Annotated in this window: 26 protein-coding genes and 1 other RNA gene; 10 read left to right on the plus strand and 17 right to left on the minus strand. The window is 60.9% G+C overall.

Annotated features, from left to right (window positions below; genetic code table 11):
• The first annotated feature begins 24 nt into the window (after positions 1 to 24).
• From KBW81_RS08045 to KBW81_RS08055, 3 genes are read left to right on the plus strand one after another with little or no spacing between them, the layout of a single operon-like run.
• Positions 25 to 780 (plus strand): cytochrome c biogenesis CcdA family protein, encoded by a 756-nt coding sequence (locus KBW81_RS08045; protein WP_090191230.1) that lies wholly within the window; start codon positions 25 to 27, stop codon positions 778 to 780.
• 39 nt (positions 781 to 819) lie between these two features.
• Positions 820 to 2,058 carry a hypothetical protein gene (locus tag KBW81_RS08050; RefSeq protein WP_254248944.1) on the plus strand — a complete coding sequence of 413 codons (1,239 nt, stop codon included), beginning with the start codon at positions 820 to 822 and terminating at the stop codon, positions 2,056 to 2,058.
• Positions 2,055 to 3,404 (plus strand): cytochrome P450, encoded by a 1,350-nt coding sequence (locus tag KBW81_RS08055; RefSeq protein ID WP_254248945.1) that lies wholly within the window; start codon positions 2,055 to 2,057, stop codon positions 3,402 to 3,404. Before KBW81_RS08050 ends, KBW81_RS08055 begins: the two co-directional genes overlap by 4 nt.
• On the opposite strand, the gene KBW81_RS08060 is transcribed toward KBW81_RS08055, so the two are convergent.
• From KBW81_RS08060 to KBW81_RS08135, 16 genes are all read right to left on the minus strand, one after another.
• Positions 3,401 to 3,631 (minus strand): ribbon-helix-helix domain-containing protein, encoded by a 231-nt coding sequence (locus KBW81_RS08060; protein ID WP_254248946.1) that lies wholly within the window; start codon positions 3,629 to 3,631, stop codon positions 3,401 to 3,403. The two genes, KBW81_RS08055 and KBW81_RS08060, sit on opposite strands and share 4 nt — an antisense overlap.
• Entirely contained in the window at positions 3,628 to 3,810 is a 183-nt protein-coding gene (locus KBW81_RS08065; RefSeq protein ID WP_254248947.1) for a DUF4169 family protein, read from the minus strand. Before KBW81_RS08065 ends, KBW81_RS08060 begins: the two co-directional genes overlap by 4 nt.
• Before the next feature lie 10 nt (positions 3,811 to 3,820).
• On the minus strand, positions 3,821 to 5,212 hold the full coding sequence (gene fumC / locus KBW81_RS08070) for a class II fumarate hydratase (protein WP_090191223.1): 1,392 nt from the start codon (positions 5,210 to 5,212) through the stop codon (positions 3,821 to 3,823).
• Between the two features lie 36 nt (positions 5,213 to 5,248).
• A complete protein-coding gene (locus tag KBW81_RS08075) occupies positions 5,249 to 5,722 on the minus strand; it encodes an SspB family protein (protein ID WP_090191222.1) in 474 nt (157 codons plus the stop codon).
• A 67-nt stretch (positions 5,723 to 5,789) separates the two neighbouring features.
• The gene (locus KBW81_RS08080) at positions 5,790 to 6,440 is read right to left on the minus strand and encodes a DUF1194 domain-containing protein (protein WP_254248948.1); all 651 of its coding nucleotides are present in this window, start codon (positions 6,438 to 6,440) and stop codon (positions 5,790 to 5,792) included.
• A 17-nt stretch (positions 6,441 to 6,457) separates the two neighbouring features.
• Positions 6,458 to 7,192, minus strand: a complete 735-nt coding sequence (locus KBW81_RS08085) for a phytochelatin synthase family protein (RefSeq protein ID WP_254248949.1) — start codon at positions 7,190 to 7,192, stop codon at positions 6,458 to 6,460.
• A gap of 104 nt (positions 7,193 to 7,296) precedes the next feature.
• Positions 7,297 to 7,648, minus strand: a transfer-messenger RNA (tmRNA) gene (gene ssrA, locus KBW81_RS08090).
• A 17-nt stretch (positions 7,649 to 7,665) separates the two neighbouring features.
• Positions 7,666 to 8,283, minus strand: coding sequence for a class I SAM-dependent methyltransferase (locus tag KBW81_RS08095; protein WP_254248950.1), 618 nt, complete (start codon positions 8,281 to 8,283; stop codon positions 7,666 to 7,668).
• Between the two features lie 26 nt (positions 8,284 to 8,309).
• Entirely contained in the window at positions 8,310 to 9,035 is a 726-nt protein-coding gene (pssA, locus tag KBW81_RS08100) for a CDP-diacylglycerol--serine O-phosphatidyltransferase (RefSeq protein WP_090191217.1), read from the minus strand.
• Positions 9,036 to 9,039: 4 nt separating this feature from the next.
• Positions 9,040 to 9,702 carry a phosphatidylserine decarboxylase gene (locus KBW81_RS08105; RefSeq protein ID WP_254248951.1) on the minus strand — a complete coding sequence of 221 codons (663 nt, stop codon included), beginning with the start codon at positions 9,700 to 9,702 and terminating at the stop codon, positions 9,040 to 9,042.
• A gap of 79 nt (positions 9,703 to 9,781) precedes the next feature.
• Positions 9,782 to 11,116, minus strand: coding sequence for a branched-chain amino acid ABC transporter permease (locus KBW81_RS08110; protein WP_254248952.1), 1,335 nt, complete (start codon positions 11,114 to 11,116; stop codon positions 9,782 to 9,784).
• Positions 11,113 to 12,123 (minus strand): branched-chain amino acid ABC transporter permease, encoded by a 1,011-nt coding sequence (locus KBW81_RS08115; RefSeq protein WP_090191214.1) that lies wholly within the window; start codon positions 12,121 to 12,123, stop codon positions 11,113 to 11,115. Before KBW81_RS08115 ends, KBW81_RS08110 begins: the two co-directional genes overlap by 4 nt.
• A gap of 31 nt (positions 12,124 to 12,154) precedes the next feature.
• Complete coding sequence (locus tag KBW81_RS08120) at positions 12,155 to 12,976, minus strand: ABC transporter ATP-binding protein (protein WP_175499398.1); 822 nt, start codon at positions 12,974 to 12,976, stop codon at positions 12,155 to 12,157.
• A 115-nt stretch (positions 12,977 to 13,091) separates the two neighbouring features.
• The gene (locus tag KBW81_RS08125) at positions 13,092 to 13,877 is read right to left on the minus strand and encodes an ABC transporter ATP-binding protein (RefSeq protein ID WP_254248953.1); all 786 of its coding nucleotides are present in this window, start codon (positions 13,875 to 13,877) and stop codon (positions 13,092 to 13,094) included.
• A gap of 84 nt (positions 13,878 to 13,961) precedes the next feature.
• On the minus strand, positions 13,962 to 15,158 hold the full coding sequence (locus KBW81_RS08130; protein ID WP_254248954.1) for an ABC transporter substrate-binding protein: 1,197 nt from the start codon (positions 15,156 to 15,158) through the stop codon (positions 13,962 to 13,964).
• Positions 15,159 to 15,275: 117 nt separating this feature from the next.
• Positions 15,276 to 16,277, minus strand: a complete 1,002-nt coding sequence (locus KBW81_RS08135) for a GlxA family transcriptional regulator (protein WP_090191244.1) — start codon at positions 16,275 to 16,277, stop codon at positions 15,276 to 15,278.
• Between the two features lie 192 nt (positions 16,278 to 16,469).
• Here KBW81_RS08135 and KBW81_RS08140 point away from each other — a divergent pair, with 192 nt between their 5' ends.
• The gene (locus tag KBW81_RS08140) at positions 16,470 to 17,840 is read left to right on the plus strand and encodes a class II 3-deoxy-7-phosphoheptulonate synthase (RefSeq protein WP_090191210.1); all 1,371 of its coding nucleotides are present in this window, start codon (positions 16,470 to 16,472) and stop codon (positions 17,838 to 17,840) included.
• A 643-nt stretch (positions 17,841 to 18,483) separates the two neighbouring features.
• Here KBW81_RS08140 and KBW81_RS08145 read toward each other — a convergent pair.
• Positions 18,484 to 19,164 carry a PAS domain-containing protein gene (locus tag KBW81_RS08145; protein ID WP_254248955.1) on the minus strand — a complete coding sequence of 227 codons (681 nt, stop codon included), beginning with the start codon at positions 19,162 to 19,164 and terminating at the stop codon, positions 18,484 to 18,486.
• Positions 19,165 to 19,349: 185 nt separating this feature from the next.
• Between KBW81_RS08145 and KBW81_RS08150 the strand changes: the two genes are divergently transcribed.
• The 6 genes from KBW81_RS08150 (at position 19,350) to KBW81_RS08175 (ending at position 24,892) form a co-directional block, all read left to right on the plus strand.
• A complete protein-coding gene (locus KBW81_RS08150) occupies positions 19,350 to 20,237 on the plus strand; it encodes a YicC/YloC family endoribonuclease (RefSeq protein WP_090191207.1) in 888 nt (295 codons plus the stop codon).
• Between the two features lie 4 nt (positions 20,238 to 20,241).
• Positions 20,242 to 20,883, plus strand: a complete 642-nt coding sequence (gene gmk / locus KBW81_RS08155) for a guanylate kinase (RefSeq protein ID WP_090191205.1) — start codon at positions 20,242 to 20,244, stop codon at positions 20,881 to 20,883.
• A complete protein-coding gene (locus KBW81_RS08160; RefSeq protein WP_254248956.1) occupies positions 20,880 to 21,401 on the plus strand; it encodes a gamma carbonic anhydrase family protein in 522 nt (173 codons plus the stop codon). Before gmk ends, KBW81_RS08160 begins: the two co-directional genes overlap by 4 nt.
• Positions 21,401 to 22,597, plus strand: a complete 1,197-nt coding sequence (locus KBW81_RS08165) for a trans-sulfuration enzyme family protein (protein WP_090191203.1) — start codon at positions 21,401 to 21,403, stop codon at positions 22,595 to 22,597. The genes KBW81_RS08160 and KBW81_RS08165 overlap by 1 nt, the downstream gene beginning before the upstream one ends.
• A gap of 9 nt (positions 22,598 to 22,606) precedes the next feature.
• Entirely contained in the window at positions 22,607 to 23,635 is a 1,029-nt protein-coding gene (locus tag KBW81_RS08170) for an ATP-binding protein (protein WP_367305328.1), read from the plus strand.
• A gap of 228 nt (positions 23,636 to 23,863) precedes the next feature.
• Positions 23,864 to 24,892, plus strand: a complete 1,029-nt coding sequence (locus KBW81_RS08175; RefSeq protein ID WP_090191200.1) for a substrate-binding domain-containing protein — start codon at positions 23,864 to 23,866, stop codon at positions 24,890 to 24,892.
• Positions 24,893 to 24,913 lie beyond the last annotated feature (21 nt).

Raw genomic sequence — 24,913 nt, forward strand, 5'->3', positions numbered from 1 at the left:
TCCCAACACGCGCAAAGAGGTCCCATGTTCGAAAATATCGCCTTAATGGACGCGAGCCTTGTGCCCGCCATGGCCATCGCCCTTGTCGCCGGCTTGTTGTCGTTCCTATCGCCCTGCGTGCTGCCGATCGTGCCGCCGTATCTGGCCTATATGGGCGGCGTGTCAGTGACCGAGTTGGACGAGACCGCCGCCGCGCGCAGGCGGGTAATGGTGGCCGCATTCATGTTTGTGCTGGGGCTATCGACGGTGTTCCTACTGCTGGGCATGGCGTTTTCGACGCTGGGGCGGGCTTTGCTGCAATGGCAGGGCTGGTTCGTGCCCATCGCAGGCGTCGTCGTCATGATCTTTGGCGCGCATTTTATCGGCGTGTTCCGGATTGGGTTCCTAGACCGCGAAGCGCGAGTCGCAACCGGCGATAACGGTGGCAGCGCGTTTGGCGCCTACGTACTTGGCCTTGCTTTCGCCTTTGGCTGGACGCCTTGCCTTGGCCCGATCCTTGGCACGATTCTGGGACTTGCTGCGTCAGAGGGCGACGTCGGGCGTGGCACGCTTTTGCTGGCGATGTATGCGCTGGGGCTGGGTCTGCCGTTCCTAGCAGTCGCTGCATTTTTCCCGCGCCTGAAGGGGCCGATGGCCTGGATGAAGCGGCATATGGCGCGGATTGAACGCACCTCTGGCCTGCTGCTGTGGACGGTCGGGCTGATGATGGTCACGGGCCAATTCAGCGCCTTCAGTTTTTGGCTGCTGGAACGGTTTCCAGCGCTGGGTGCGATCGGATAACGGCTTAATTTCGCCCGCATTCCCCGCTAGGGTGCGCGCATGACCGAGCATGAAGATCAGCAAACCGTACGCCGCCGGCGGGTGTTCTACATCCCCGGCTATGACCCGATTCATCCCCGCCGCTACCGCGAGCTTTACCGCACCGAAGGCACCGCGCAGGCGGCGATCAGCGGCTATGACCTGACGCTGACCCCCAAGCCGCGCGGCAAGACCTATGGCTGGCGCGTCGCTGCCGGAATGGACGGTGCGCAGGTGAAGGCAGAGGTCGACGTGCTGGTCTGGTCCGACATCGTGAGCAGCAGCATGTCCCATTCGATCCCCGCGACCTACGGCCAACTGCTGCGCACGGCCTTCACCTATATTGCCAGCGGCACGCTGCGGCGGCTGATGTGGCTGCGCAAAGGGCCCGTAATTGCGGCGCTTTATCCCGTGGGCATGTTGCTTGTGCAGCTTTTAGTAGCGATCTTGCTGGGCGGCTTGGCCGCGAAACTGCTGGGCCTGATCCCCGTGTCCGGCCTGCTGGGCAGTATTTTGACGCTGGTGTCCTACGCCGTTTGGGCAGGGGTCGCCGTCTGGGTCTTGCGCTGGTTCAAGCGCAAGGACGGCAAGTTTTTCGCCTATTACCTGATGCACGACTACGCCTATTCCGCCCGCTGGAACGGGGCCAACCCGCCAGCACTTGAAGAGCGCATGGCCGCGTTCGCGGACCAGATTGCAGCGGCCTTGGCGACCGACGTGGACGAAGTGCTGGTCGTCGGTCATTCATCCGGCGCGCACCTCGGCGTGTCGATCCTTGCCGATCTGCACCGCGCGGGCCGGGTGCCAACGGATGGTCCGGCGTTGTCGTTCCTGTCGCTGGGGCAGGTGGTGCCGATGGTGTCATTCCTGCGCGGCGCCACGCGCCTGCGCCGCGATTTGCACGATCTGTCCCGCGTGGACATGCCGTGGGTCGACGTCACAGCGCCCGGCGACGGCTGCGCCTTTGCCCTGTGCGATCCGGTCGAGGTGTCTGGCGTCGCGCCAAAGGACAAGCGCTGGCCGCTGGTCATCTCTGCCGCCTTTACGAAAACCTTGTCGCCCGCACGCTGGCAAGAATTGCGCTGGAAGTTCTTCCGTCTGCATTTTCAGTACCTCTGCGCCTTTGATAGGCCCGGCGACTATGACTATTTCCGCATCACCGCAGGGCCGCTGACCTTGGGCGATCGTTATAAGGGCCGCGCGCCCTCGGCCTCTCGCATCGATGTGCCAGCGTCGAAATACACGGATATGGCCCCGTGATTCCGGCGAAACCCCCGGCGCGGCCGGACAAGGTATCGCTGTTTCGCTACCTCAAACTGTTCCGCGCAGATATTCTGTCGGCGCAGCCCGCCAAGCTGTATCGCGCGTGGATGGCAGAGTTTCGCACCCCGTTTTTCCGCAGCTATATGGTGAATGATCCAGAGCTGATCCGGCTGGTGCTGAACGAACGCCCCGATAATTTCCCCAAATCGGACCGGATCGGCGCAGGGCTGCGCCCCTTGCTGGGGGACTCGGTTTTCCTAACCAACGGCGATTTGTGGAAGCAACAACGCCGCATTATTGACCCCGCCTTTGCGGGCGGGCGGCTGCGCGATACCTTTCCGGCGATCAAGGCGGCGGGGGCGGCGGCGGTCACCCGCATGGCCCCACTGGCCGACGGCACCCCGCGCGATATAGAGCCAGAGACGAGCCACGCCGCAGCTGACGTGATCTTTCGCACGCTGTTTTCCGTCCCGATCGAAGACCAGATTGCGACCCGTGTGTTCGACGCCTTCAAGACCTACCAGCGCACCCAGCCGATCCTGAACCTTGCCGCCTTCATCCCGGGCCCGCGCTGGATGCCGCGGTTTTTTCGCCGCGACACGCGGGCGACGGCGCGGCTGATCCGCAGTTTGATCACCGACATGACCGCCGCGCGGCTGGCGCAGATTGCGGATGGCACCGCGCCGGATGATCTGGCGACCAAGATTATGACGACGGCTGATCCTGATACGGGCGACACTTTTGATGTGCCGCAGATGGTCGATCAGGTCGCGATCTTCTTTCTGGCCGGACACGAAACCAGCGCCGCTGCGCTAGCGTGGACACTGTATTTACTGGCGATGCATCCAGAGTGGCAGGAGAAGCTCGCAGAAGAGGCGCAAGCGTGGGACGGCGAATTTGCCGGACTTTCGACGCTGAAAGCTACCCGCGACGTGTTCCGCGAAAGCCTGCGGCTGTATCCCCCCGTGCCGATGATGGTGCGCGAAACCACGCGGTCAGAAGTGTTTCGCAAGCGCGACGTCAAACCCGGCGCGCAGGTCGTGCTGTCGCCGTGGCACCTGCACCGGCACGAACGGATATGGGACAGGCCTGACGATTTCGACCCAACCCGCTGGCAGACCGAGAACGGCAAAACAGGGCAGCGCACGGCTTATATGCCGTTTTCAGCCGGACCGCGGGTCTGCACCGGCGCAGGCTTTGCGATGATTGAAGGCGTTGTTTTATTGGCGCAAATGTTGGCGGCTTATCGGTTCGAACTGGTGCCAGACCGCCCGCCCGTGCCCGTCGCCCATCTGACCGTACGCACGGCAAATGGCATGTGGCTGCGGATCAGCCCGCGTTAATCGCGCCGTTGCGCATCGCGCAGCACATGCACCCGGATGGCAGAAGCAAGACCGATATCGCCGCGATCCGCGTCGATCTGCGCGGCCAGCGCATTGATCGTCAACCCGTCGCGATCCGCCATGGCGCGGAACGCCTGCCAGAACGCATCTTCGAGCGAGACAGAGGTCCGGTGCCCGCTTAAGGTCAAGGAGTGCTTGACCGGGCGGGCGGGCACCGGGGGTTTCATTCTTCGAACTTAGCCTGATCGAGCGCGGTCCGCGCCTTGTCAGCGCGGGCAGCGTCAAGCATGCGTTCAGCCTTGCTGCGGCCATATTTGACCGCGTTTGCGTCGGCTTCTGCCTTCTCAGTGGCCCTGTCGCGGGCCTTGCGCACCTTGTTCAGGTTGATCGGTGTGTTGGCGTTCATTTTGGGCCGTTCACTTCGGGCCGATCATGTCTTCGGGGCGCACAACGCGGTCAAACGTTTCGGCGTCAACAAAGCCCAAGGCAATCGCCTCTTCCTTCAACGTGGTGCCGTTTTTATGCGCGGTTTTCGCGACCGTGGTGGCGTTGTCGTAGCCGATGGTCGGCGCCAGCGCGGTCACCAGCATCAGCGATTCGCGCATCAGCTTTTCAATCCGGGTGCGGTCGGCCTTGATGCCCACGACGCAGTTGTCGGTAAACGCCATCGACGCGTCGCCCAGCAATTGCAGCGATTGCAGCACGTTATAGGCCATCATCGGCTTCATCACGTTCAGCTCGAAATGGCCCTGGCTGCCTGCAAAACCGACCGCGGCGTCGTTGCCCATGACATGGGCGCAGACCTGCGTGATCGCCTCGACCTGCGTCGGGTTCACTTTGCCCGGCATGATGGACGAGCCCGGCTCGTTTTCTGGCAAGATCAGCTCGCCCAGACCGCAGCGCGGGCCAGAGCCGAGGAAACGGATGTCGCAGGCGATTTTATACAGGGACGAGGCGACGACTTTCAAAGCGCCTGAAATCTCGACCAGACCGTCATGGGCGGCCAGCGCCTCGAACTTGTTCGGCGCGGTGACGAAGGGCAGGCCGGTGATGTCAGCGATTTCGGCGGCGACGGTTTCGCCCCAACCAACGGGGGTGTTCAGACCGGTACCGACGGCAGTGCCGCCTTGGGCCAGCTCATAAATCGCAGGCAGCGCGGCCTTGATGCGGCGGATGCCCATGGCGACTTGGTGGGTGTAGCCGGAAAATTCCTGGCCCAGTGTCAGCGGCGTCGCGTCCATGGTGTGGGTGCGGCCGATCTTAATGATATCGCTGAACTCTTCGACCTTGGCTTGCAGCGCGGCGTGCAGGTGTTCCAGCGCGGGCAGGGTCACGTCATGGGCGGTGCGCGCCACGGCGATGTGCATTGCGGTTGGGAAGGTGTCGTTAGACGACTGACCCATGTTGCAGTGATCGTTCGGGTGCACCGGATCCTTGGACCCAATCGTGCCGCCCAGCATTTCAATCGCGCGGTTCGAAATCACCTCGTTCGCGTTCATGTTCGACTGCGTGCCAGAGCCCGTCTGCCAGACCACGAGCGGGAAATGATCGTCCAGCTTGCCGGCGACAACCTCTTTTGCGGCGGCGACGATGGCATCACCGACCTTCGCGTCCAGCTTGCCGCGCGCCATATTGGCGGTGGCGCAAGCCTGCTTGATCACGCCAAGGCCGCGCACGATGGCGACGGGCTGCTTTTCCCAACCGATGGGAAAGTTTAGCAGGCTGCGCTGGGTCTGCGCGCCCCAATAGCGGTCTGCTGGCACGTCAATAGGGCCGAAGCTGTCAGATTCGGAGCGTTGATCGGTCATAGGTCTGTCCCGGCTGTTATTTTAGGAATTGCCCGCTTATTTGCGGAATTTATCAAGGCTGACGACTTCGGCGTCCTTGCGGGGCGCGTCTTCTTCAGGCTCGACCATCTCGTCCATGGGCGCCTCTGCGCCGTCGTCATCATCGCCGTCTTCGGGCTGGGTTTCGAACCGCAGACCGAATTCGACCGATGGATCGACGAAGGTTTTGATCGCGTCATAGGGGATATACAGCGGCTCTGGCGCGTTGCCAAAGTTCAGCGTGATCGAAAACCCTTCGTCGGTGACTTCAAGGTTGTCGAACCAGTGCTGGATCACGATTGTCATCTCTCCCGGATAGCGGTCAGACAGCCAATCGGCGATTTCGACATCCGGGTGCTGGGTGTCGAAGGTGATGAAAAAATGGTGCGCGCCGGGCAGTTGTCCGGTCTTCTGGATGTCCGTCAACACGTTTTGGATCAGACTCCGCATGGCGCGGTGCATCAGGTTTCCATAGTCGATAGTCCGCGACATGCCGTGTCTTCCTTTGTCCGTTCGGCGGTACAATACCCAAATCTTGGCGGGATGAAAGGGCAGACGGTCAGCTGATGGCCTTTGTCAGCTCTCTTAGGATCTTGGCGCGGATCGCACGCGGGTAATCGCGGTGCCGCCGTGCAGTCACGACAAAGCCGTCGCGGGTAATGACTTGGCGCGCATAGAAATTTGTGATGGCAAGGCCCATGGATTCGATGGCGATGGCATTGATTGTGATCCCGTCCCGCTGCGCCTGCTGGCGCGCTGACGCCACATCTGCGCCGATATTTGGCGTGCCATCGCCGGAAATATCAATGACGCGGCGCCTGCAATCGGCCACGGGGCCGAAGTTGGCCAGCGAAAACAAAATCGCCTCGGCCGGGGCGGTGCCGGACAGGGTATAGGCGCGGGGCATCAGGCGGGCGGATTGCGACAAGGCGGCCACATCGCGGGCGGTGGCGATACGGTTCCACGGCAGGGTGACGCTTTGCCGGTCGATGCCAGACCACTGCACCACGCTGATTGCGCTATTGCCCGCCACCAGCGCGTCGATGATCGCAGGATCGGTCAGCGCATCGGCCAGACCGTCAACTTGCAGGCGATATTCAGCAGAATCGACAGAGTTCGACACGTCAATCGCGAGCAACAGCGCGACGTCGCAAGCCTTGGCGGGCAGGGACGGCAGCAGGGCCAGACACAGCGCCAAACTGCCGCGCAAACCCGTCACCCTACCCATCACACGGCGGCGGCTTCGATCATCACGAACCCGCCGGTTTCACCTGTCAGCGGGCCATGTTCGGCGCTGGTCGGTTTGACCATCGCGTCCATCAATACGGAAACGGGCGTCCAATAAGGGATGTACCATTCCTGATCGACTTCAAGGATCAGAACCGCGTCCTTTTCCGCGTCATATGCCCCGATCAATGCGATGTGCGGGCCGTCCCAATCACCTGTCACGACGCCTTGGTTGAAATACACCAGCAGCGCGTTGTCGGCGCTGGCTTCATTCGCGGCCAGCATGGCGCGGACTTGTTCGGTCGTCTCTGGCGTGACTTCGGCGGGATGCAATGCGGTGACGGTGCGGTCCATGCCCGTCTTGGTCAGCGCCAGCTTGGTGTAGTCCACCAACTGCTGAAACATGACGCCGTCGCCGCCTTCGGCTGATAAGGCAGACCATGTGGCATCGTCTGTCAGCTCTAGCAGGGCTTGCTGCGTCATCACCATGTCTTCGGCATGTGGCGCAAGGCCGGTCAGCCCGTTCAGCGCGGCAGTCACGGTGGCGATAGAACAGGCAGAGGTGGTGAACTGCGGCTTCACGAATGGCGCAAAGGCCCAATAATCGGGGGCATCCGCGCTGCGCAAATAGGCATTGTCCGATGTGATTGGCACCGCGTTTGGCCCCAGCTTTGGCGCGGCATCCTGCGCGGCAAGCGGCGCAGCAAGCAGGATAAGAGGAAGAACCAGACGCATTGATGACCCTTTCACAACTGGCGATTTTACCAGCAGGCTAGACCTGCAGCATCGCACGCGGAAGCCAGATAATGGCGGGCAAAAATGAAGTGGAGGGGGGGGTAGGTGCAGGTTTCTGTTGCCAGGTACCTGCGGACCCCGCCTACGGTCGCAAAACCGCAGGGCTTAAGGTTTCGATATTCCGCACAGCTTACGCTGCGAGGGCCATCGGTGCTTTGTTGTCATTTGCAACTAGCTTTTTTGTACCGATAACGGTGGTAACTCACCGAGCCAAAGCATAACCCCTTTAGACGTTCGTCGATCCTATTTCGTCCCCATCGCTGGCAAATGACCAGAGTGTTGGTGGAGACGCCGGGTACCGCCCCCGGGTCCGATCCGCTTATTACGAGCGCGTTTATGTCCATAGTCCCGAAGGACACCTTACAGATAGGGGCCTATGCGGGCGGTGGCAAGGGGCGCGGGTCGCCTTTTGCTTACACGGCCTTCTGCAGCACCAAAAACGTCATCATCCCCAGCGGTGGCAGCGCGTGCTGCGTCAGCACGGACAGGCGCGTATCCGACAGCACCGTCTGCATCCGGAAATCCGAATGCCAGCCCAGCAGGTTTTCAAGCGGGGCAAAGATCCGTTCGACCCCGGCCAGAAATCCTTTGTCGCGCTGGAAATGGTTCGCAATCACAACCTGCCCGCCGGGTTTGCACACGCGTGCGATCTCGGTCATCACGCGCTCTGGCTCTGGCACGACGGACAGCACATGCATGGCCGCAATCGTGTCAAAGCTGTTGTCAGGGAAATCTAGCGTACGCGCGTCCATCTGGCGCAGCTCTTTGACGTGGGACAGCCCTGCACCCGCGATGCGCGCCCGGGCCTTGGCCAGCATATCGGTGCTGTAATCGATCCCCGTGACGCTGACGCGGTCGTCATACAGCGGCAGCGCTAGGCCCGTGCCAACCCCGACTTCTAGCACGTCGCCGCCGCGTTCGCAGATATAGCCAACGGTGCGCTTGCGGCCGATCGTGGTCAGCGCGCCAAAGGTACGATCATAGACTGGGGCCCAGCGGGCATAGCTTTTTTCGACAGCAGAGATATCCATAATGATCCCATAAGCGCAGTTGAAAATCAGCCGGGGCGGCGCAAACTGCCCCAGACGACGCCGACGATATAAGCCGCGCACAGGGCGACCAAGGTAATCCAAGGATAGGTCAGCACGGCGGCAATCAGCACGACGGCCCCCAGCAAAACATAGCGGATATTGCCCGGCGCGATGCGCAGCGATTTAAACGATGACGTGCGAATGCCGCTGATCATCAAAAGCCCGATCGCCGCCATATAGACGCAAAGCAACGGGTCCGGCAGCAAGGCTGCGTCGGCAAACGCGAAGGACGTGAACATCGGCAGCAGGACCAGCATCGCGCCCGCAGGCGATGGCACCCCGATGAAATCGTCAGAGGTTTTTACCGCGTCCCCGGATTTCGCATCCACATTGAACCGCGCCAGCCGGAGCACACAGCAGACCGCAAAGATCAGCACCGCGATCCAGCCGATCTTGCGATAGTCCTGCAGCGCCCAGAAATAGAGCATCAACGGCGCGGCGACGCCGAAGTTGACGAAGTCGGCCAAGCTGTCCAGCTCTGCCCCGACCTTGGAATGACTGCCCAGCATTCGTGCAAGGCGCCCGTCCACCCCGTCCAGCAAGGCGGCAAACAGCAGCAGCAAGGCGGCGGTCTTAAAGTCATGCTCGACCGCAGCCCGGATCGCCGACAGCCCGGCACCAATCGCCGTCAGCGTCAGCGCATTCGGCAACAGTTGCAGCAGGGCGACGTCGCGGCGCGGGGCGCGGGCCATAACCTCAGGCCTTCAGATCGGCGATGACAGTTTCACCGGCAACCATGGTTTGGCCGATGGCGACCATCGGCGCCACGCCCTCCGGCAGATAGACATCAAGCCGAGAGCCAAAGCGGATCAGACCAAACCGTTCGCCCGGCGCCAGAACTTCGTTCGGCTTGGTGAAACAGACGATGCGCCGTGCCACAAGGCCAGCAATCTGCACAACGGCGATGTCGCGCCCGTCGGCCATCGTGATGCGGACAGAGTTCCGCTCGTTATCGACGCTGGCCTTATCAAGGGATGCGTTAAAGAACTTGCCGGGCCGGTACGCGATGGCCTGCACCGTGCCGCCCACAGGCGCGCGGTTCACGTGGCAGTTGAACACGTTCATAAACACGCTGACGCGGGTCAGGGGCGTGTCGGCCATGCCCAGCTCTGCTGGTGGGACAGCGGGTTCAATCAGGGAAATGATGCCGTCAGCGGGGCTGATCACAAGGTCAGGACGGTCCGGCGTCACACGCTCTGGGTCACGGAAAAAGTAATAGCACCAGACGGTCATCAACACGCCCAACCAGCCCAGCGGTTCCCAAATCACGAATAGGATCAAGGCGATCACCGCAAAGATCGCGACAAACTTGCGCCCCTCTGGATGCATCGGTTTGATGAAAGTGCTGGCCATGTCCATCGCGTCGCTCCTGCCCCTTAACGGTCGCATCCGTCATAGGGGCAGGGCGCGCGAACGCAAGGCGATTGACGCCCTGCGTCTATTTTTCGGGCAAAATCCCGCGCGGGCTAAAGCGCAAAATCAGCAGCAAAACAGTGCCCATCACCAAGAACCGCATCTGCGGCGCGGAATCGATCAGGCTTGCCTTCAGCGCGCTATCGGCATGCAGGGCAGAGGTCGCCCAGATCATCAGATCGGGGCCATATTCACCCACAGCCACCCAAAGCCACCAGATCAACATGCCCCCCAGCACAGAGCCGATGTTGTTGCCGGACCCGCCGACAATCACCATCACCCAGACCAGAAAGGTAAAGCGCAGCGGCTGATAGGCGGCAGGCGTCATCTGCCCGTCCAGCGTCGTCATCATCGCGCCCGCAAGCCCGCAAATGGCCGAGCCGATGATGAAAATCTGCAAATGCCGGCGGGTCACGTCCTTTCCCATCGCCTCTGCTGCGACTTCATTATCGCGGATCGCGCGCATCATGCGGCCCCAAGGGCTGTGCAGCGCGCGCTGCGCCAGCAGCAGCAGCACAATCAGGAACACGGAAAACAGGCCCGCATACAGCAGTTTGACCGCGAGCGTTGATGCTGTGGTCGCATCAATGCCCAGATCGTTTGCCGCCGCGACGAAGGCGGGATCGACCTGCAAATCCGTCTCGTACGGGACAGGACGGGGCAGGCCGGTGACGTTCAACACGCCGCGCGACATCCAGTTTTCGTTCTTCAGGACAGCGACAATAATCTCGGCGATACCAAGGGTCGCGATGGCCAGATAGTCAGACCGCAGCCCTAGCGCCACCTTGCCAATCGCCCAAGCCGCACCCGCGGCAAGCAAGCCGCCGATGGGCCAAGCGATGATCGGCATCCACCACCAATCGCGGCCGGCGTCGCCGCCAAAGTTCAGGCCGCCCAAATAGCCGGACAGCGACGGGTTCACGCTTTCAATGGCTGACACGCCGCCGTCGAACACGGTGCGAAAGGCGAAAAAGCCCGCGATGCTCAGCACGATCATCACCAGATTGCGCGTCCGGCCCTTGGCCATACGCTTGTAAAGCGTGACCAGCACGGCAATCGCCGCCGCTCCAATCGCAAGCCCCAGCAACACACGCCCGCCGCCAGCGGCCCACGCCTCGGTCACGGGAGGCATCGTGATCAGAACAGAGGCAAGGCCACCAAGCGCGACAAAGCCCATGACGCCCACGTTAAACAGACCCGCAAGGCCCCACTGCAGGTTCACCCCCAGCGCCATGATCGCGGAAATCAGGCCATAGTTCAGGATGACCAGCGCAAGGTTCCAGTTATCCAAAAACCCGGTGCCCAGAATCAGCAGGGCGACGAAAACCGCAAAAAGGCTGGTACGCAGTGTATCGGTCATATGTTTTGCCCCTTGAACAGGCCGGTCGGTTTGAACAGCAACACGATCAGCAAGATCATGAAACTGACCGCGAATTTGTAGTCACCAGACAGCAGCTGCACGAGGCCATCCGGCCCCATCCCGTCCGGCAGCCAGTAGGTCAGTACCTTTTTCAGCGGATAGGTCACGGTGACTTCGGCAAAGGCGATCAGGAAACCGCCCGCAATCGCGCCCACCGGGTTGCCGATGCCGCCCACAATGGCCGCTGCGAAAATCGGCAAAAGCAGCTGGAAATAGGTAAAGGCTTTGAACGACTTATCAAGACCGTACAAAACGCCCGCAATCGTCGCCAGCGCCGCCACAATCAACCATGTGACGCGCACGACGCGGTCGGGGTCGATGCCGGACAGCAATGCCAGATCCTCGTTATCGGAAAAGGCGCGCATGGATTTGCCAGTGCGGGTCTTGTTCAGGAACCAGAACAACGCCGCCACGGTAATGGCCGCCGTCACCAGCGTGATCGCCTGCGTGGTCTTGATGGCAAGACCTTCATCCAGCCCGGTCCAGTCCTTGAACTGGCGGACCGTCATTAGGAAACGCGCACCATCAGCAAACTGAATATCGCGCACGCCGATAAAGACCCGGGTCAGCCCGTTCATCACGAACATCACACCCAGCGACACGATCACAAGGATCACCGGCTTGGCCTTTTGCTGGCGGTAGAACTTATAAATGAGCCAGTCGGTGCCCAGCACCAAAAGCCCGGTCGCCAAAATCCCCACCGGCATCGCCAGCAGCGCTGTCGGCAACGGCCCCAGCGTGATCCCCATCGCCACCAACACCGCCGTCACCTTGATCGTGACCGCCGTGCCAAAGGCCATGGTGTCGCCATGGGCAAAGTTGGAAAACCGCAAGATCGCATAGACCAGCGTGACGCCAAGCGCGCCAATGGCAAGCTGCGCGCCATAAGCAAGGGCAGGGACGATGACGAAGTTGGTCAGGAACACCAGTCCGTTTAGAAATTCCATGGCTGGTCCTTGGTCAAATGGTCAAACATTGTCATCCCCCCAGAAAGCTGCGGCGAACCTCTGGGTTCGCAAGCAGCTCTTTCCCCGTCCCGGTATGGGCATTCGCGCCCTGTACCAGAACATAGGCTTTATCTGCAATTTCAAGCGCTTGCCGGGCGTTCTGTTCCACCATCAGGATCGGGATACCGGTGCGCGCAACCTCGATGATGCGGTCAAACAGCTCATCCATGACGATGGGGCTGACGCCAGCGGTTGGCTCGTCCAGCATCAGCACTTTCGGCTTGGTCATCAGCGCGCGGCCAACGGCGACCTGCTGGCGCTGACCGCCCGAAAGCTCGCCTGCGGGCTGAAGGCGCTTTTCCTTCAGGATCGGAAACAGGTCATAGATCTGCGCCATCGTATCGCGAAAATCGTCGCGGCGGATAAAGGCACCCATCTCTAGGTTCTCTTCCACCGTCATCGACGTAAAAATGTTATGCGTCTGCGGGACAAAGCCCATGCCCTTGACCACCCGCTGCTGCGGGGACAGGGCCGTGATATCTTCGCCGTCCAGCATCACGCGGCCGGACCTGACATCCAGCATCCCGAACATCGCCTTCATCGCCGTGGACTTACCAGCGCCGTTGGGGCCGACAATGACCGCAATCTCGCCCGGCTCGACCGCGATGGTGCAGCTGTGCAGGATATCCGGCCCCTTGCCGTAACCACCCGTCATCGCATCGCCAATCAGAAACGGCGTGCCCGGCGCGGGGCTGCTTTGTCCAGACGTCACAGGTTGCGCCACGCCGCCACCCGATTTGGTGATCGAGCGATCATTATTTCCGCGATCATCCCGATAAGGATTATCCGTCATGCCATATCCCCCATCCGGGTCTTCTTCTGGTCACAAATACCTTCGGGGGTGAATGCGCGCACGCGCAGAGGGGGCAGACAGCCCCCTGACACCGCCAGCAACAAACGTAGGTTTATCATACGGTTGCCACCTGATCTTTATTCTTCAGACCGGTGCCCAAATAGGCCTCGATCACCTGCTCGTTGGCTTTGATCTCGGCCAATGTGCCTTGCGCCAAAACCTTGCCTTCGGCCATGCAGATCACTGGATCACACAGGCGTTCGATGAAATCCATGTCGTGCTCAATCACAACAAAAGTATAGCCGCGCTCTTTGTTCAGGCGAATGATCGCATCGCCGATGGTGTTCAGCAGCGTGCGGTTCACGCCAGCGCCAACCTCGTCCAGAAACACGATCTTGGCGTCGACCATCATGGTGCGGCCCAGTTCCAGCAGCTTTTTCTGCCCGCCAGAGATTTGACCCGCCTTATGGTCGGCCAGATGCGATACGGTCAGGAAATCAAGCACTTCGTCGGCCTTGGCCCTCAGCGCGCGTTCCTCGTCTGCGATCCGCTTGCGGCCAAACCAGGTGTTCCACAAGGTTTCGCCCGATTGCCCGCCCGGGACCATCATCAGGTTCTCGCGGCAAGACATCGACGGAAATTCATGGGCGATCTGAAAGGTCCGCAGCAAACCGCGGTGGAACAGATCATGCGGCGCAAGGCCGGTGATATCGTGGCCCTGCATCGCCACGCGGCCAGACGTTGGTTGAAGAACGCCCGCGATCACGTTGAAAAGCGTGGTTTTTCCTGCGCCATTTGGACCGATCAGACCGGTGATAGAGCCCTCGGCGATGCTCAGGCTCGCCCCATCCACGGCGCGAAAACCACCAAAGGTTTTCACCAGATTTTCAACAACAATCATGCAGGTCCCCGGCGGCGCGGCATGGCCGCAGATATAACAAATGAAAACGGCGCGAGATTGCTCTCGCGCCGCAATAGTCCGCGTTTAGCGGTACTTAACGGTCTCGATTGCGCCGTCTTTGACTTCAATCTCGCGGAAGTTACCAGCGGATTCGCCAGAGCCGATCAGCTCGACTGCAGTCGCACCGACATAGTCGATATCTTCGCCCGCTTTCAGCAATTCGATCGCCTTGGCCAGCTCGCCCGGGAAAATCTCGGTGCCGGGTGCGTTGGCGACGTCCATGACCTTGTCCTTGAAGTCAGCGGACTGGTTGGACCCAGCAGCTTCCATTGCCAGCATGATCAATGCAGCGGCGTCATAGGACTCAGGCGCGTAAGCGCCGGTGCCGTCAAAGCCAGCCTCGGTTGCCATCGCCAGGAACGTTTCCGCGCCAGAGCTGTCAGTGCCGGGCAGCTGACCGAAAGAGCCGTTCAGTGCATCGCCGATATCGTCAACCAACTGCTGGCCAACCATGCCGTCGGGCAGAACGAAGGTTTCAAACGCGCCGGTGTCGACAGCGTTCTGGATCACGCCTTTGCCGCCTTGGTCGGTGTAACCGGCCACGACCAGCGCTTCACCGCCAGCAGCTGCAAGGGCTGCGACTTCGGACGAATAATCGCCTTTGCCATCTTCATGCGCTGCGGAAATCGTCACTTCGCCGCCAGCAGCCTCAAAGGACGCTTGGAATGCATCGGCCAGACCCTTGCCGTAGTCGTTGTTGGTGTAGGTCACAGCGACGGATTTGACGCCGCGCTCAACCAGAACGTCGGTCATGACTTCGCCCTGACGCGCGTCGGACGGTGCCACGCGGAAGAACAGGCCGTCGTCTTCAGCAGCGGACAAAGCAGGCGATGTCGCGGAGGGCGAGATCATCACGATGCCATTGGGGCGTGCGACGTTCTGCAGAACCGCGCCGGTCACGCCGGAACAGTCAGCGCCCATGATCGCGTTGACCTTGTCGCCTGTGACCAGACCTTCGGCAGCGGCAGTTGCGGCACCAGCGTCAACGCAGGTGGAATCGGCGCGCACGACAGTGACAGTCGCGTTGTCTAGCAGGGTGCCAGCAGCGTTGACTTCAGCAATCGCCAGCTCTGCGCCAGCAGCCATTGCGGGGGTGATGGATTCCAGCGGACCGGTAAAGCCCAGCTCGATCCCGATTTTGACGTCGCCGGTGTGGGATTCGGCGAAGGCCGCGCCCGACATCAGTGCAGTGGCCGCAGTGGCCAACAACAATTTGTTCATCTTAACTCTCCCAGTTGGTTTTTTGTTCTGACGCGCAGATTAGCAGGCGTAAACAGATTGTGAAGCGGCCTTCGTGCGGGATTTGCGCAATTCACGCGTCGTTCGCCCTGCAAAAGGTTAAACCGGCGTGCGACCGCCGTGGCTGCCGCGTTCGCGGTAGGGCGTTGTGTCGTAATGGGCGCGGTAACACTTTGAGAAATGCGAGGGCGAGGCGAATCCGCAGGCCAGCGCCACGTTGATCACCGTCATATCCGTTTGCATCAACAGGTTACGCGCCTTGGACAAGCGCAGTTCCATGTAATAACGCTTAGGGCTGCGGGACAGATAGCGGCGGAACAGCCGTTCCAGTTGGCGGGTCGACATGCCGACCTCTTGCGCCAAGGTGGCGGGGCTGATCGGGTCCTCGATATTGTTTTCCATCAGCTGGATCACGCGGGACAGTTTTGGGTGCCGCACGCCAATCCGGGTGGGAATCGACAACCGCTGCGTGTCTTGGTCGGTGCGGATCGACGAATAGATCAAGATATCGGCGACAGCATTGGCCAGATCCTCGCCGTGATCATCGGCGACAATTTTTAACATAAGGTCAATCGAGGCCGTGCCGCCCGCCGTTGTAATCCGGTTTCCGTCGATGACAAAGATCGACTTGGTCAGGTCAACGTCTTCGAATTCTTCAAGAAAGCTGTCTTGATTTTCCCAATGGATCGTTGCGCGTTTCCCGTTCAGCAAACCGGCGCGGGCCATGGTGTAACCGGCGGTGCACAGGCCCGCGACGGTAATCCCGCGGCGCGCTTCTCTTCGTAGCCAATTCAACATCTTACGCGTCGTAGCTTCGGCAATATCAACGCCGCCGCACAGCATGACCGTGTCTTCGCGGTCCAGCTCGATCAGGTCGCTGTCCAGCTGAAAGGTGCAGCCGTTCGAACAGGTCGCAGACACGCCGCCTTCGCCAACGATGGTCCAGTCATACAGTTTGCGCCCGGCGGTCCGGTTGGCAATGCGCAGGCTTTCGATGGCCGCGGAAAAGCACAGCATGGTGAACTGATCCAGCAGCACGAATACAAAGCGCCGCGGCGTGCCGCTGTGTCGAATATCAAGGATCTGGGGCGCGGCCTGCATGGTGTCTCCGGTAAGGTTAAGAAAACCCAAAAGGTTTCCCAGCGCCCCGGCAAGGGCCAATCGTCATCAGATCTGTTTTTCGCGACATATTATGACGCATTTGACCCCCAAAGGTTTCCAGATTTGCCATTGGCCCCGTGGCCTGTTGCGACTATAAGCGCCCCTCGCAATGCGAAGAGCAGGAGACGCACGATGACGGACTGGAAAAAATCGGACTGGCGCAACAAGCCGCGGGTTCAGATGCCTGATTATACCGACGCAGCCGCACTTGGCCTGGTCGAGGGGAAGCTGTCCAGTTATCCGCCGCTGGTTTTTGCGGGCGAAGCGCGCCGCCTGAAGGCGCATCTGGGCAAGGTCAGCCGGGGCGAAGCGTTCCTGCTGCAAGGCGGCGATTGCGCCGAAAGCTTCTCTGAGTTCAGCGCTGACGGCATCCGCGACACCTTTAAGGTGATGCTGCAGATGGCGATGGTTCTGACTTACGGTGCCAAGGTGCCTGTGGTGAAACTGGGCCGGATGGCAGGCCAAATGGCCAAGCCGCGTTCCGCCCCGACCGAGGTTGTGGACGGCGTAGAGCTGCCCAGCTACCGCGGTGACATCATTAACGGGTTCGATTTCACCCCCGAATCCCGCATCCCCGATCCGGCGCGGATGGAACAGGCGTATCTGCAGGCAGCGGCCTCGCTGAACCTGCTGCGCGCATTCTCGACCGGTGGTTATGCGGACGTGCACAAAGTTCACGCTTGGACGCTGGGCTTTACCGATAAGCCAGAGGCTGAAAAGTACCGCGATCTGGCGAACCGGATCAGCGATACCCTCGACTTCATGGAAGCCGCAGGCCTGAGCACCGAGACCAACCACGAGCTGCAAACGGTCGAGTTCTACACCTCGCACGAAGCGCTGCTGCTGGAGTATGAAGAGGCGCTAACGCGGATCGACAGCACCTCTGGCAAGTGGCTGGCTGGCTCTGGTCACATGATCTGGATCGGCGATCGCACCCGTCAGCCCGACGGCGCGCATGTCGAATTCTGCAAAGGCGTGATGAACCCCATCGGTCTAAAGTGCGGTCCCAGCATGACATCTGGCCACCTGAAGGCGCTGATGAACACGCTGAACCCCGAAAACGAGGCGGGCCGCCTGACCTTGATCGCGCGCTTCGGTGCCGGACAAGTTGGCGATCACCTGCCGCGCCTGATCAAGGCCGTGGAAGAAGAGGGCGCAAAGGTCGTCTGGTCCTGCGATCCGATGCACGGCAACACGATCAAATCGTCGACCGGTTACAAGACCCGGCCGTTCGAATCCGTGCTGCGCGAAGTCCGCGAATTCTTTGACATCCACAACGCCGAAGGCACCGTGCCCGGCGGCGTGCATTTCGAGATGACCGGCAAAGACGTGACCGAATGCACCGGCGGCGTGCGCGCTGTTACAGACGAAGACCTGTCCAGCCGTTATCACACCGCTTGCGATCCGCGCCTGAACGCCAGCCAATCGCTGGAACTGGCGTTTCTGGTCGCAGAAGAGCTGGGTCAGCGCCGCGAGAAACTGGCGCAAGCCAAGGCAAGCTAATCTTGCTGCCATAGAACTGAAAAAGGCACCCTGCGGGGTGCCTTTTTTGTTTGCGCTGCGGAAATGTGAAAAGGGGTTTTGGAAATATCTAAAGTAAGAAAGCGGGCTATGGTAAGTACGGCGGGTGCTTACGTCAAAGTCAGTCTAATTTCAAAAGACGTCCCGCTTAGGCCGTGACCTGTTTGCAAACAGAGCATTGCTGATACGAATCGACCCCCGAATCCACGACGACAGGACTACAAAGCCCCTTCTTTCCGCATTTTGTGCAGGTATGTTCGTAAACTTGGCTAAGCCCGCTGAGCCCGGCAATACGGCTCGAACCTGACCACTCGCGCTTACACGATGAAAACAGTCCCATGGGTCCCTCAAATATAATTTGGCGTTAAAGCCATCAATGAATTGAATTTTTCGATGCGACGTAAAGAAAATAATGAAAACGTAGGCTTTAATGCGTGTCGTGACTGACGTTCAATTCAGCAACAGCCACGTGCTGAATTGCAAATATAGACCACAACCACAAGGTGTATTTCAGCGAATTAGCGGCTGCAGGCGTTTTATCATCTGCACTTGCAGCACTTGGTTTTGTCCGACCGCAAACAGGCGCTAAGGCCCGAAACCGGTCGTTTTTCAGCGCAGGCTGGCCTTACCCGTTGTCGACCACCAGCCGCAAACTAGGCTTGTCCGTTGGAATAGGCCGGGCGCGGATGCCGCGGCGTTCGACGAAAGGCAGGTTCAGCGTGTCGTGACGCAGCACAGCATCGCCAGCGATATCAAAGCGATAGGGGCGATTGCTGAGCGGGCCAGCCGCGACCAGCGCACCCATCATGCGCGTGACCTGACCCTGCGCGTCCATCATCGGCAGCAGCAGCAGCTCTGCCTGCATCGGTTTGCGGCCCAGCCCGCGTGATGCGGTCATCGGCAAGCCAACGATTGCGGGGCCGTCAAAGGCGGTGTCGACGATATCCATCACGGTATCGCGCGCGGCGGCGCTAAAGAATGATCCGAACGACATACCGCGCGGGTCCATCCGCAGCAGATCATGCAGCCGCTGGCCAGCGACCCGGATGCGCACCGCGCCGGGTGCCGTGCGGTGCAATAGGAACGCATGAGGCAGCGCATTGTGCAGGGCGTGCGGGTCAAGCTGCGCATGCGACGGGACGATCTCTCCACTACAAATCTGACGCCAATCGTCTTCCAGCAACTTCAGCACAGCGCGCTCTGCCTCTGGCAGGCGATGGCCGGGGGCCGCGACCTGCGTGTGGACGCGGGACGATGTGTTGCGGCGGGGCAAGTCGATGACGTTGAACATAGAACTCTCTTTCATATTGTGACCCGGTCCGTGCGGCTGATGCGGCGGGTGGACGATGTCGTTAAGAGAATATTAAACTTTGAACTAAGCAAAATCACTTAAGAAAGTCTTAACGGGTTAATCTGCTCAAGGCGCCGCCCGCCTCTTGCCCCCACGGCTGGAATTCTCTTAGGTGGGACGGTGTAATCAGGGATAGTGCAATGACCCATTCGATGACGGCTTATGCCAGCCGCACCGGCCAGTCCGATACCGCCAGCTGGCACTGGGATCTGCGCAGTGTGAACGGGCGCGGTCTGGATATCCGCACGCGCCTGCCGGACGGCATGGACAAGCTGGACCAGACCCTGCGCACAGCGCTGGGAAAGGCGCTGCACCGGGGCACCGTGACCGTGACCCTAAAGGTGACGCGCATCGATGGCGCGGCTGCGCTGAACATCGACGAGGCGCAGCTTGACCGCGTCCTGCAAGCCCTTGATCTGGTACAAGAACGCGCCTTTGCTGCGGGTGTGACGCTGGGCCAGCCGACGGCGGCTGACGTGCTATCGGCGCGGGGTGTTTTGGGGCAGGCGGCATCGGCCAATAGCGATCCGGACCTGCACGCGGCGCTGACCACCGACATTGGTCCGTTGCTGGCGGATTTCACCGCAATGCGCGCCCATGAAGGGGCCGCGCTGCAGCATATCATCGCCGACCAATTGGACCGCACCCGCGCGCTGATCGACCAAGCACATGCGCTGGCCGAGGCACGTAAGCCCAAGGTCCGGACCGCCCTGCGCGATGCCTATGCCAAAATCATGGAAGTCACCGCCGCCGACGATGCGCGGCTGGTGCAGGAACTGGCGCTGCTGGCCACCAAGCAGGACGTGACCGAAGAGCTTGACCGCCTCAAGGCGCATGTCGCCGCCGCTTGGGACATCATCGAAGACGACGGCCCCGCTGGCCGCCGCCTTGATTTTCTGGCGCAAGAGTTCAACCGAGAGGTCAATACGCTCTGCGCCAAGTCGCAGGACGTGGAGCTGACGCAGGTTGGCCTTGCGCTGAAACTGGTCGTCGACCAGATGCGCGAACAGATTCAAAACGTGGAGTAACCCCTTGGCAAGACGCGGCCTTTTAGTGATCCTGTCGTCGCCGTCCGGCGCTGGCAAATCGACCTTGGCGAAACGCCTGATGGCCTGGGATGACACGCTGTCCTTTTCCGTCTCGGCCACGACCCGCGCACCGCGGGCAGGCGAAGTAGATGGTACCGACTATCATTTCGTAGACGAGCCGGCCTTTCGCAAACTGGTCGATGATCGCGGCATGCTGGAACATGCGCGGGTGTTCGGCAATTACTACGGCAGCCCCAAAGCGCCCGTGCAAAAGGCGATCGAGGCGGGGCGCGATGTGCTGTTTGACGTGGACTGGCAAGGCGCGCAGCAGATCAGCAACTCCGACCTGCAAGACGCTGTTTTGTCGATCTTTATCCTGCCGCCGTCGATCACCGAACTGCACCGCCGCCTTGTCGGGCGCGGGCAGGATGACGCAGAAACCATCACCAAGCGGATGCAGAAAAGCTGGGACGAGATCAGCCATTGGGACGGTTACGACTATGTCCTTGTGAACGATGATCTGGACGCGACCGAAGACAAACTGCGCACCATCATCAGCGCCGAACGTCTGCGCCGCGCGCAGCAACCCGACCTGCTGGACCACGTCCGGACCCTGCAAAGCGAATTTGAGGAGCGCGGCGAATGACCATCTATGCCCTAGGCGAACTGACACCGTCGCTGGCCGATGACGCTTGGGTTGCCCCCAATGCGCAAGTCATGGGCCGCGTCCGGCTAGAGCCGGGCAGTAGCGTTTGGTTCGGTGCCGTGCTGCGCGGCGATAACGAGCTGATACAGGTCGGTGCTGGTAGCAACATTCAGGAAAACTGCGTGCTGCACACCGACATGGGCTTTCCGCTGACCATTGGCGCGGGCTGCACCATTGGCCACAAGGCCATGCTGCACGGCTGCAACATTGGTGCAAACAGCCTGATCGGCATGGGCGCGACGGTGCTGAACGGCGCGGTGATTGGCGAAAACTGCCTGATTGGCGCAGGCGCGCTGATCACCGAAGGCAAAGTCATCCCAGACGGCAGCCTTGTCATGGGCGCGCCGGGCAAGGTGGTGCGCGACCTTGACCAGCGGGCGATTGACGGCCTGCGTGCGTCTGCCATTCATTACAGTGAAAATGCGGCGCGTTTTGCCCGCGATTTGAAAGAAATCTGATGAAAGCCCCTTTGAAGTCTATCGTCCGCCGCACCGGCTGGCCGACGTCCGTGTCGCGTCCTGTTGTGACGCCACTGCAGCCGTCCGTCGTGTACAGCAGCCCCGATCCCGACGCGCTGGATGCGCAATATGCGGACGCATCTGGCTACACCTATGCGCGTGAAGGACATCCTAACGCAGAAGTGCTGGCCGAAAAGATCGACATGCTTGAAGGCGTCGATCCGGCGTCCGGCGGCGGGATCATCACCGGCTCTGGCATGTCGGCGATTGGCGCGGTGTTTCTGGGCCTGCTGAAGGCGGGCGATCACGTGCTGGGCGGCGATCAGCTGTATGGCCGCAGTCTGCGTCTGATGGCGCAAGACCTGCCGCGCTTGGGGATTGAGACATCCTTGGCTGATCCCACGGATGCCAGCGCGATGGAGGCGGCGATCCGTCCCAACACCCGCATGATCCTTGTCGAAGTCGTGTCCAACCCCACCATCCGCGTCGCGGATATGGAAGGCATCATCGCCATGGCCAAGGCGCGCGGCATTCTGGTCGTCGTCGACAACACCTTTACCACGCCTGCCGCATACCTGCCGCTGGCCGCTGGCGCGGATATTACCGTGCATTCGGTGACCAAGCTGCTGGCCGGCCATTCGGACGCCACGCTGGGTTATGTCGCAACGCAAGACCCGGACCTGCGCCGCCAGATCAACGATGCCAATGTCACATGGGGCCTGACGCCCAGCCCGTTCGATTGCTGGCTGGCGGAACGCGGCCTGCATTCGTTCCACCTGCGCCACCGCGCGGCGCAGGATAACGCGCGCAGGCTGGCCGATGCGTTGGCGGATATGCCGGGCGTGGCAAAGGTGCTGTATCCGACCCGCTCCGATCACCCGGACCACAACCGCGCTGTGGCGCTGCTGGGCGGGCAGGGCGGCAATATGGTGTCCTTTGCCCTGCATGGCGGGCGCGAGGCGGCGAACCTGCTGACCCGCGCGGCCCCTGATATCGCCTTTGCCCCGACGCTGGGCGACATCGGCACCACGCTGTCGCACCCGCCGTCATCGTCGCACCGCGGCCTGACGCCAGAAGGCCGCGCCGCGCTGGGGATCACCGAAGGGTTTTTCCGCGTGTCCGTCGGGGTCGAGGATGCGGATCTGCTGATCAGCGAACTTGGCGCCGCCGTCGCCGCCGCCAGCAAAGGCGCGTAAGGCCCGACCATGCCAATGACTGCCGCCACCATCCCCGTATCCGCCCTGCCGTTTCCAGTGATGCTGATTGACGAAAACCAGATCGTCGCAGGGCTTAGCCCGGCGCTGGCGGCAGTGCTGGGCGAACATATCAAGGGGCGACATTTCATCAGCGCGCTGCGTCAACCTGTAACGCTCGAGGCGATTGAAACCGCGATGCGCACGGGCCAAGCGGTGCAGACGCGCTGGCTGGGCCGGGACGGGGCGCGGGATACGACTTGGGCGGTGCATGTGATTCCCGACGCAGGGCGTATCGTTCTGACGTTCGAGGATCGCACCGCTGCAGAAGAGGTCAGCCAGTTCCGCCGCGATTTCGTGGCCAACGTCAGCCACGAATTGCGCACGCCTTTGACCGCCTTGCAGGGCTTTATCGAAACCCTGCGCGGAGCCGCCCGCAATGACGCCGCCGCCCGCGAGCGGTTCCTTGGCATCATGGAACGGGAAAGCGCGCGGATGACCCAGTTGGTCGATGACCTGCTGTCGCTATCCCGCGTGGAAGAAGGCGAGCGTCAGCGTCCTATTCAGGCCATCGCCATTGGCGCGCTGGTGGCCGCGACACTGGCGGATCTGGAACCGGTGATTGCAGCGGCGCAGGTGAAGGTAACCCTGACCGATGACACCGCTGGGGCCAGCGTGTTGGGGGATACGAACCAGCTGCGGCAGGTCTTTGGCAACCTGATCGAAAACGCTGTGAAATATGGCGGCACCGGCGGCACCCTAACGGTCACGCTGGATGCGCCCGCACAGCATAATGCGCTGCATGCCAAAGGCATCGCTGTGCATGTGCAGGACCGGGGCCCGGGAATCGCCCAGCATCACATTCCGCGCCTGACAGAGCGATTCTACCGCGTCGATACGCACCGCAGCCGGGCGCTTGGCGGCACCGGTCTTGGCCTTGCGATTGTGAAACACATCATTAATCGCCACCGGGGCCGGTTGCTGATTAAAAGCGCTTTGGGGCAGGGCACGACGTTCACTGTCATACTGCCCCAGTCATAACCCGCTGATTCCTTAACGATTTGTGAATTTCATCCCCCTGCGCTTGCGGGGCTGACTAGATATGCGCATGCCGAAATGCCCATACACTATATAGCTGACGAAACGTCAGCTTTCCGGCTGTCATATAACTTTTACAATAGTGTCACAAAAGCGTAGTCGCCGGGTCCTAGGTGATCGGCAGCGGCTGCGCAAAAAGGTGCAGCCCATGAAGTTTGACAGGAGCAACAAATGTCTTTCATGAAAATCGCGACCTCTGCCTTTGCGATCACTGCCGTCACTGCCACTGCTGGCGTCGCCCAGTCCCGCGATAACGTACAGATTGCCGGTTCCTCCACCGTGCTGCCCTATGCCACCATCGTTGCCGAAGCATTTGGCGAGAACTTTGATTTCCCGACACCCGTTGTCGAAGGCGGCGGCTCTGGCGCTGGCCGCAAAGCGCTGTGCGAAGGCGTGGGCGAAAACACCATCGACATCGCCAACAGCTCCTCTCGGATCAAGCAGTCGGACATCGACACCTGCACCGCAAACGGCGTGACCGAAGTCATGGAAGTCCGTTTCGGCTATGACGGTATCGTTTTTGCATCCGACATCAACGGCCCGGCTTTCGCTTTCACGCCGTCCGATTGGTACAACGCTCTGGCCGCTCAGGTCATGGTTGATGGCGCACTGGTTGCGAACCCGAACGCTGCATGGTCCGACGTGAACGCCGAGCTGCCCGCGCAGGACATCCTGGCCTTCATCCCGGGCACCAAGCACGGCACCCGTGAAGTGTTCGACGAAAAGGTCATCGCGGCTGGCTGTGAAGCCACTGGCGCTGCCGCAGCGTTTGAGGCTGCTGGCGACGAAGACGGCTGCAACATGCTGCGCACTGACGGCGTGTCCGTGGACATCGACGGCGACTACACCGAAACACTGGCCCGTCTGGCGGCCAACCCCGAAGCTGTCGGCGTGTTCGGTCTGTCCTTCTACGAAAACAACACCGACAAGTTGCAGGTCGCAACGATGGACGGCGTTGTCCCAACGACCGAATCTGTAGCATCCGGCGACTACCCTGTGTCCCGTCCGCTGTACTTTTACGTCAAGAACGCACACCTGGGCGTGATCCCCGGCCTGAAAGAATACGTCGAATTCTTCGTGTCCGATGACATGGCTGGCCCCGATGGCCCGCTGGCGGCCTACGGTCTGGTGTCCGATCCAGAGCTGGCCATGGTTCAGGAAATGGTCGCAGCCGAGACCCCAATGGGTCCGCTGGAATAATCTAACGAAACCTGCGGGCGC

Source organism: Loktanella salsilacus (assembly GCF_024206795.1).
Lineage (GTDB): Bacteria > Pseudomonadota > Alphaproteobacteria > Rhodobacterales > Rhodobacteraceae > Loktanella > Loktanella salsilacus.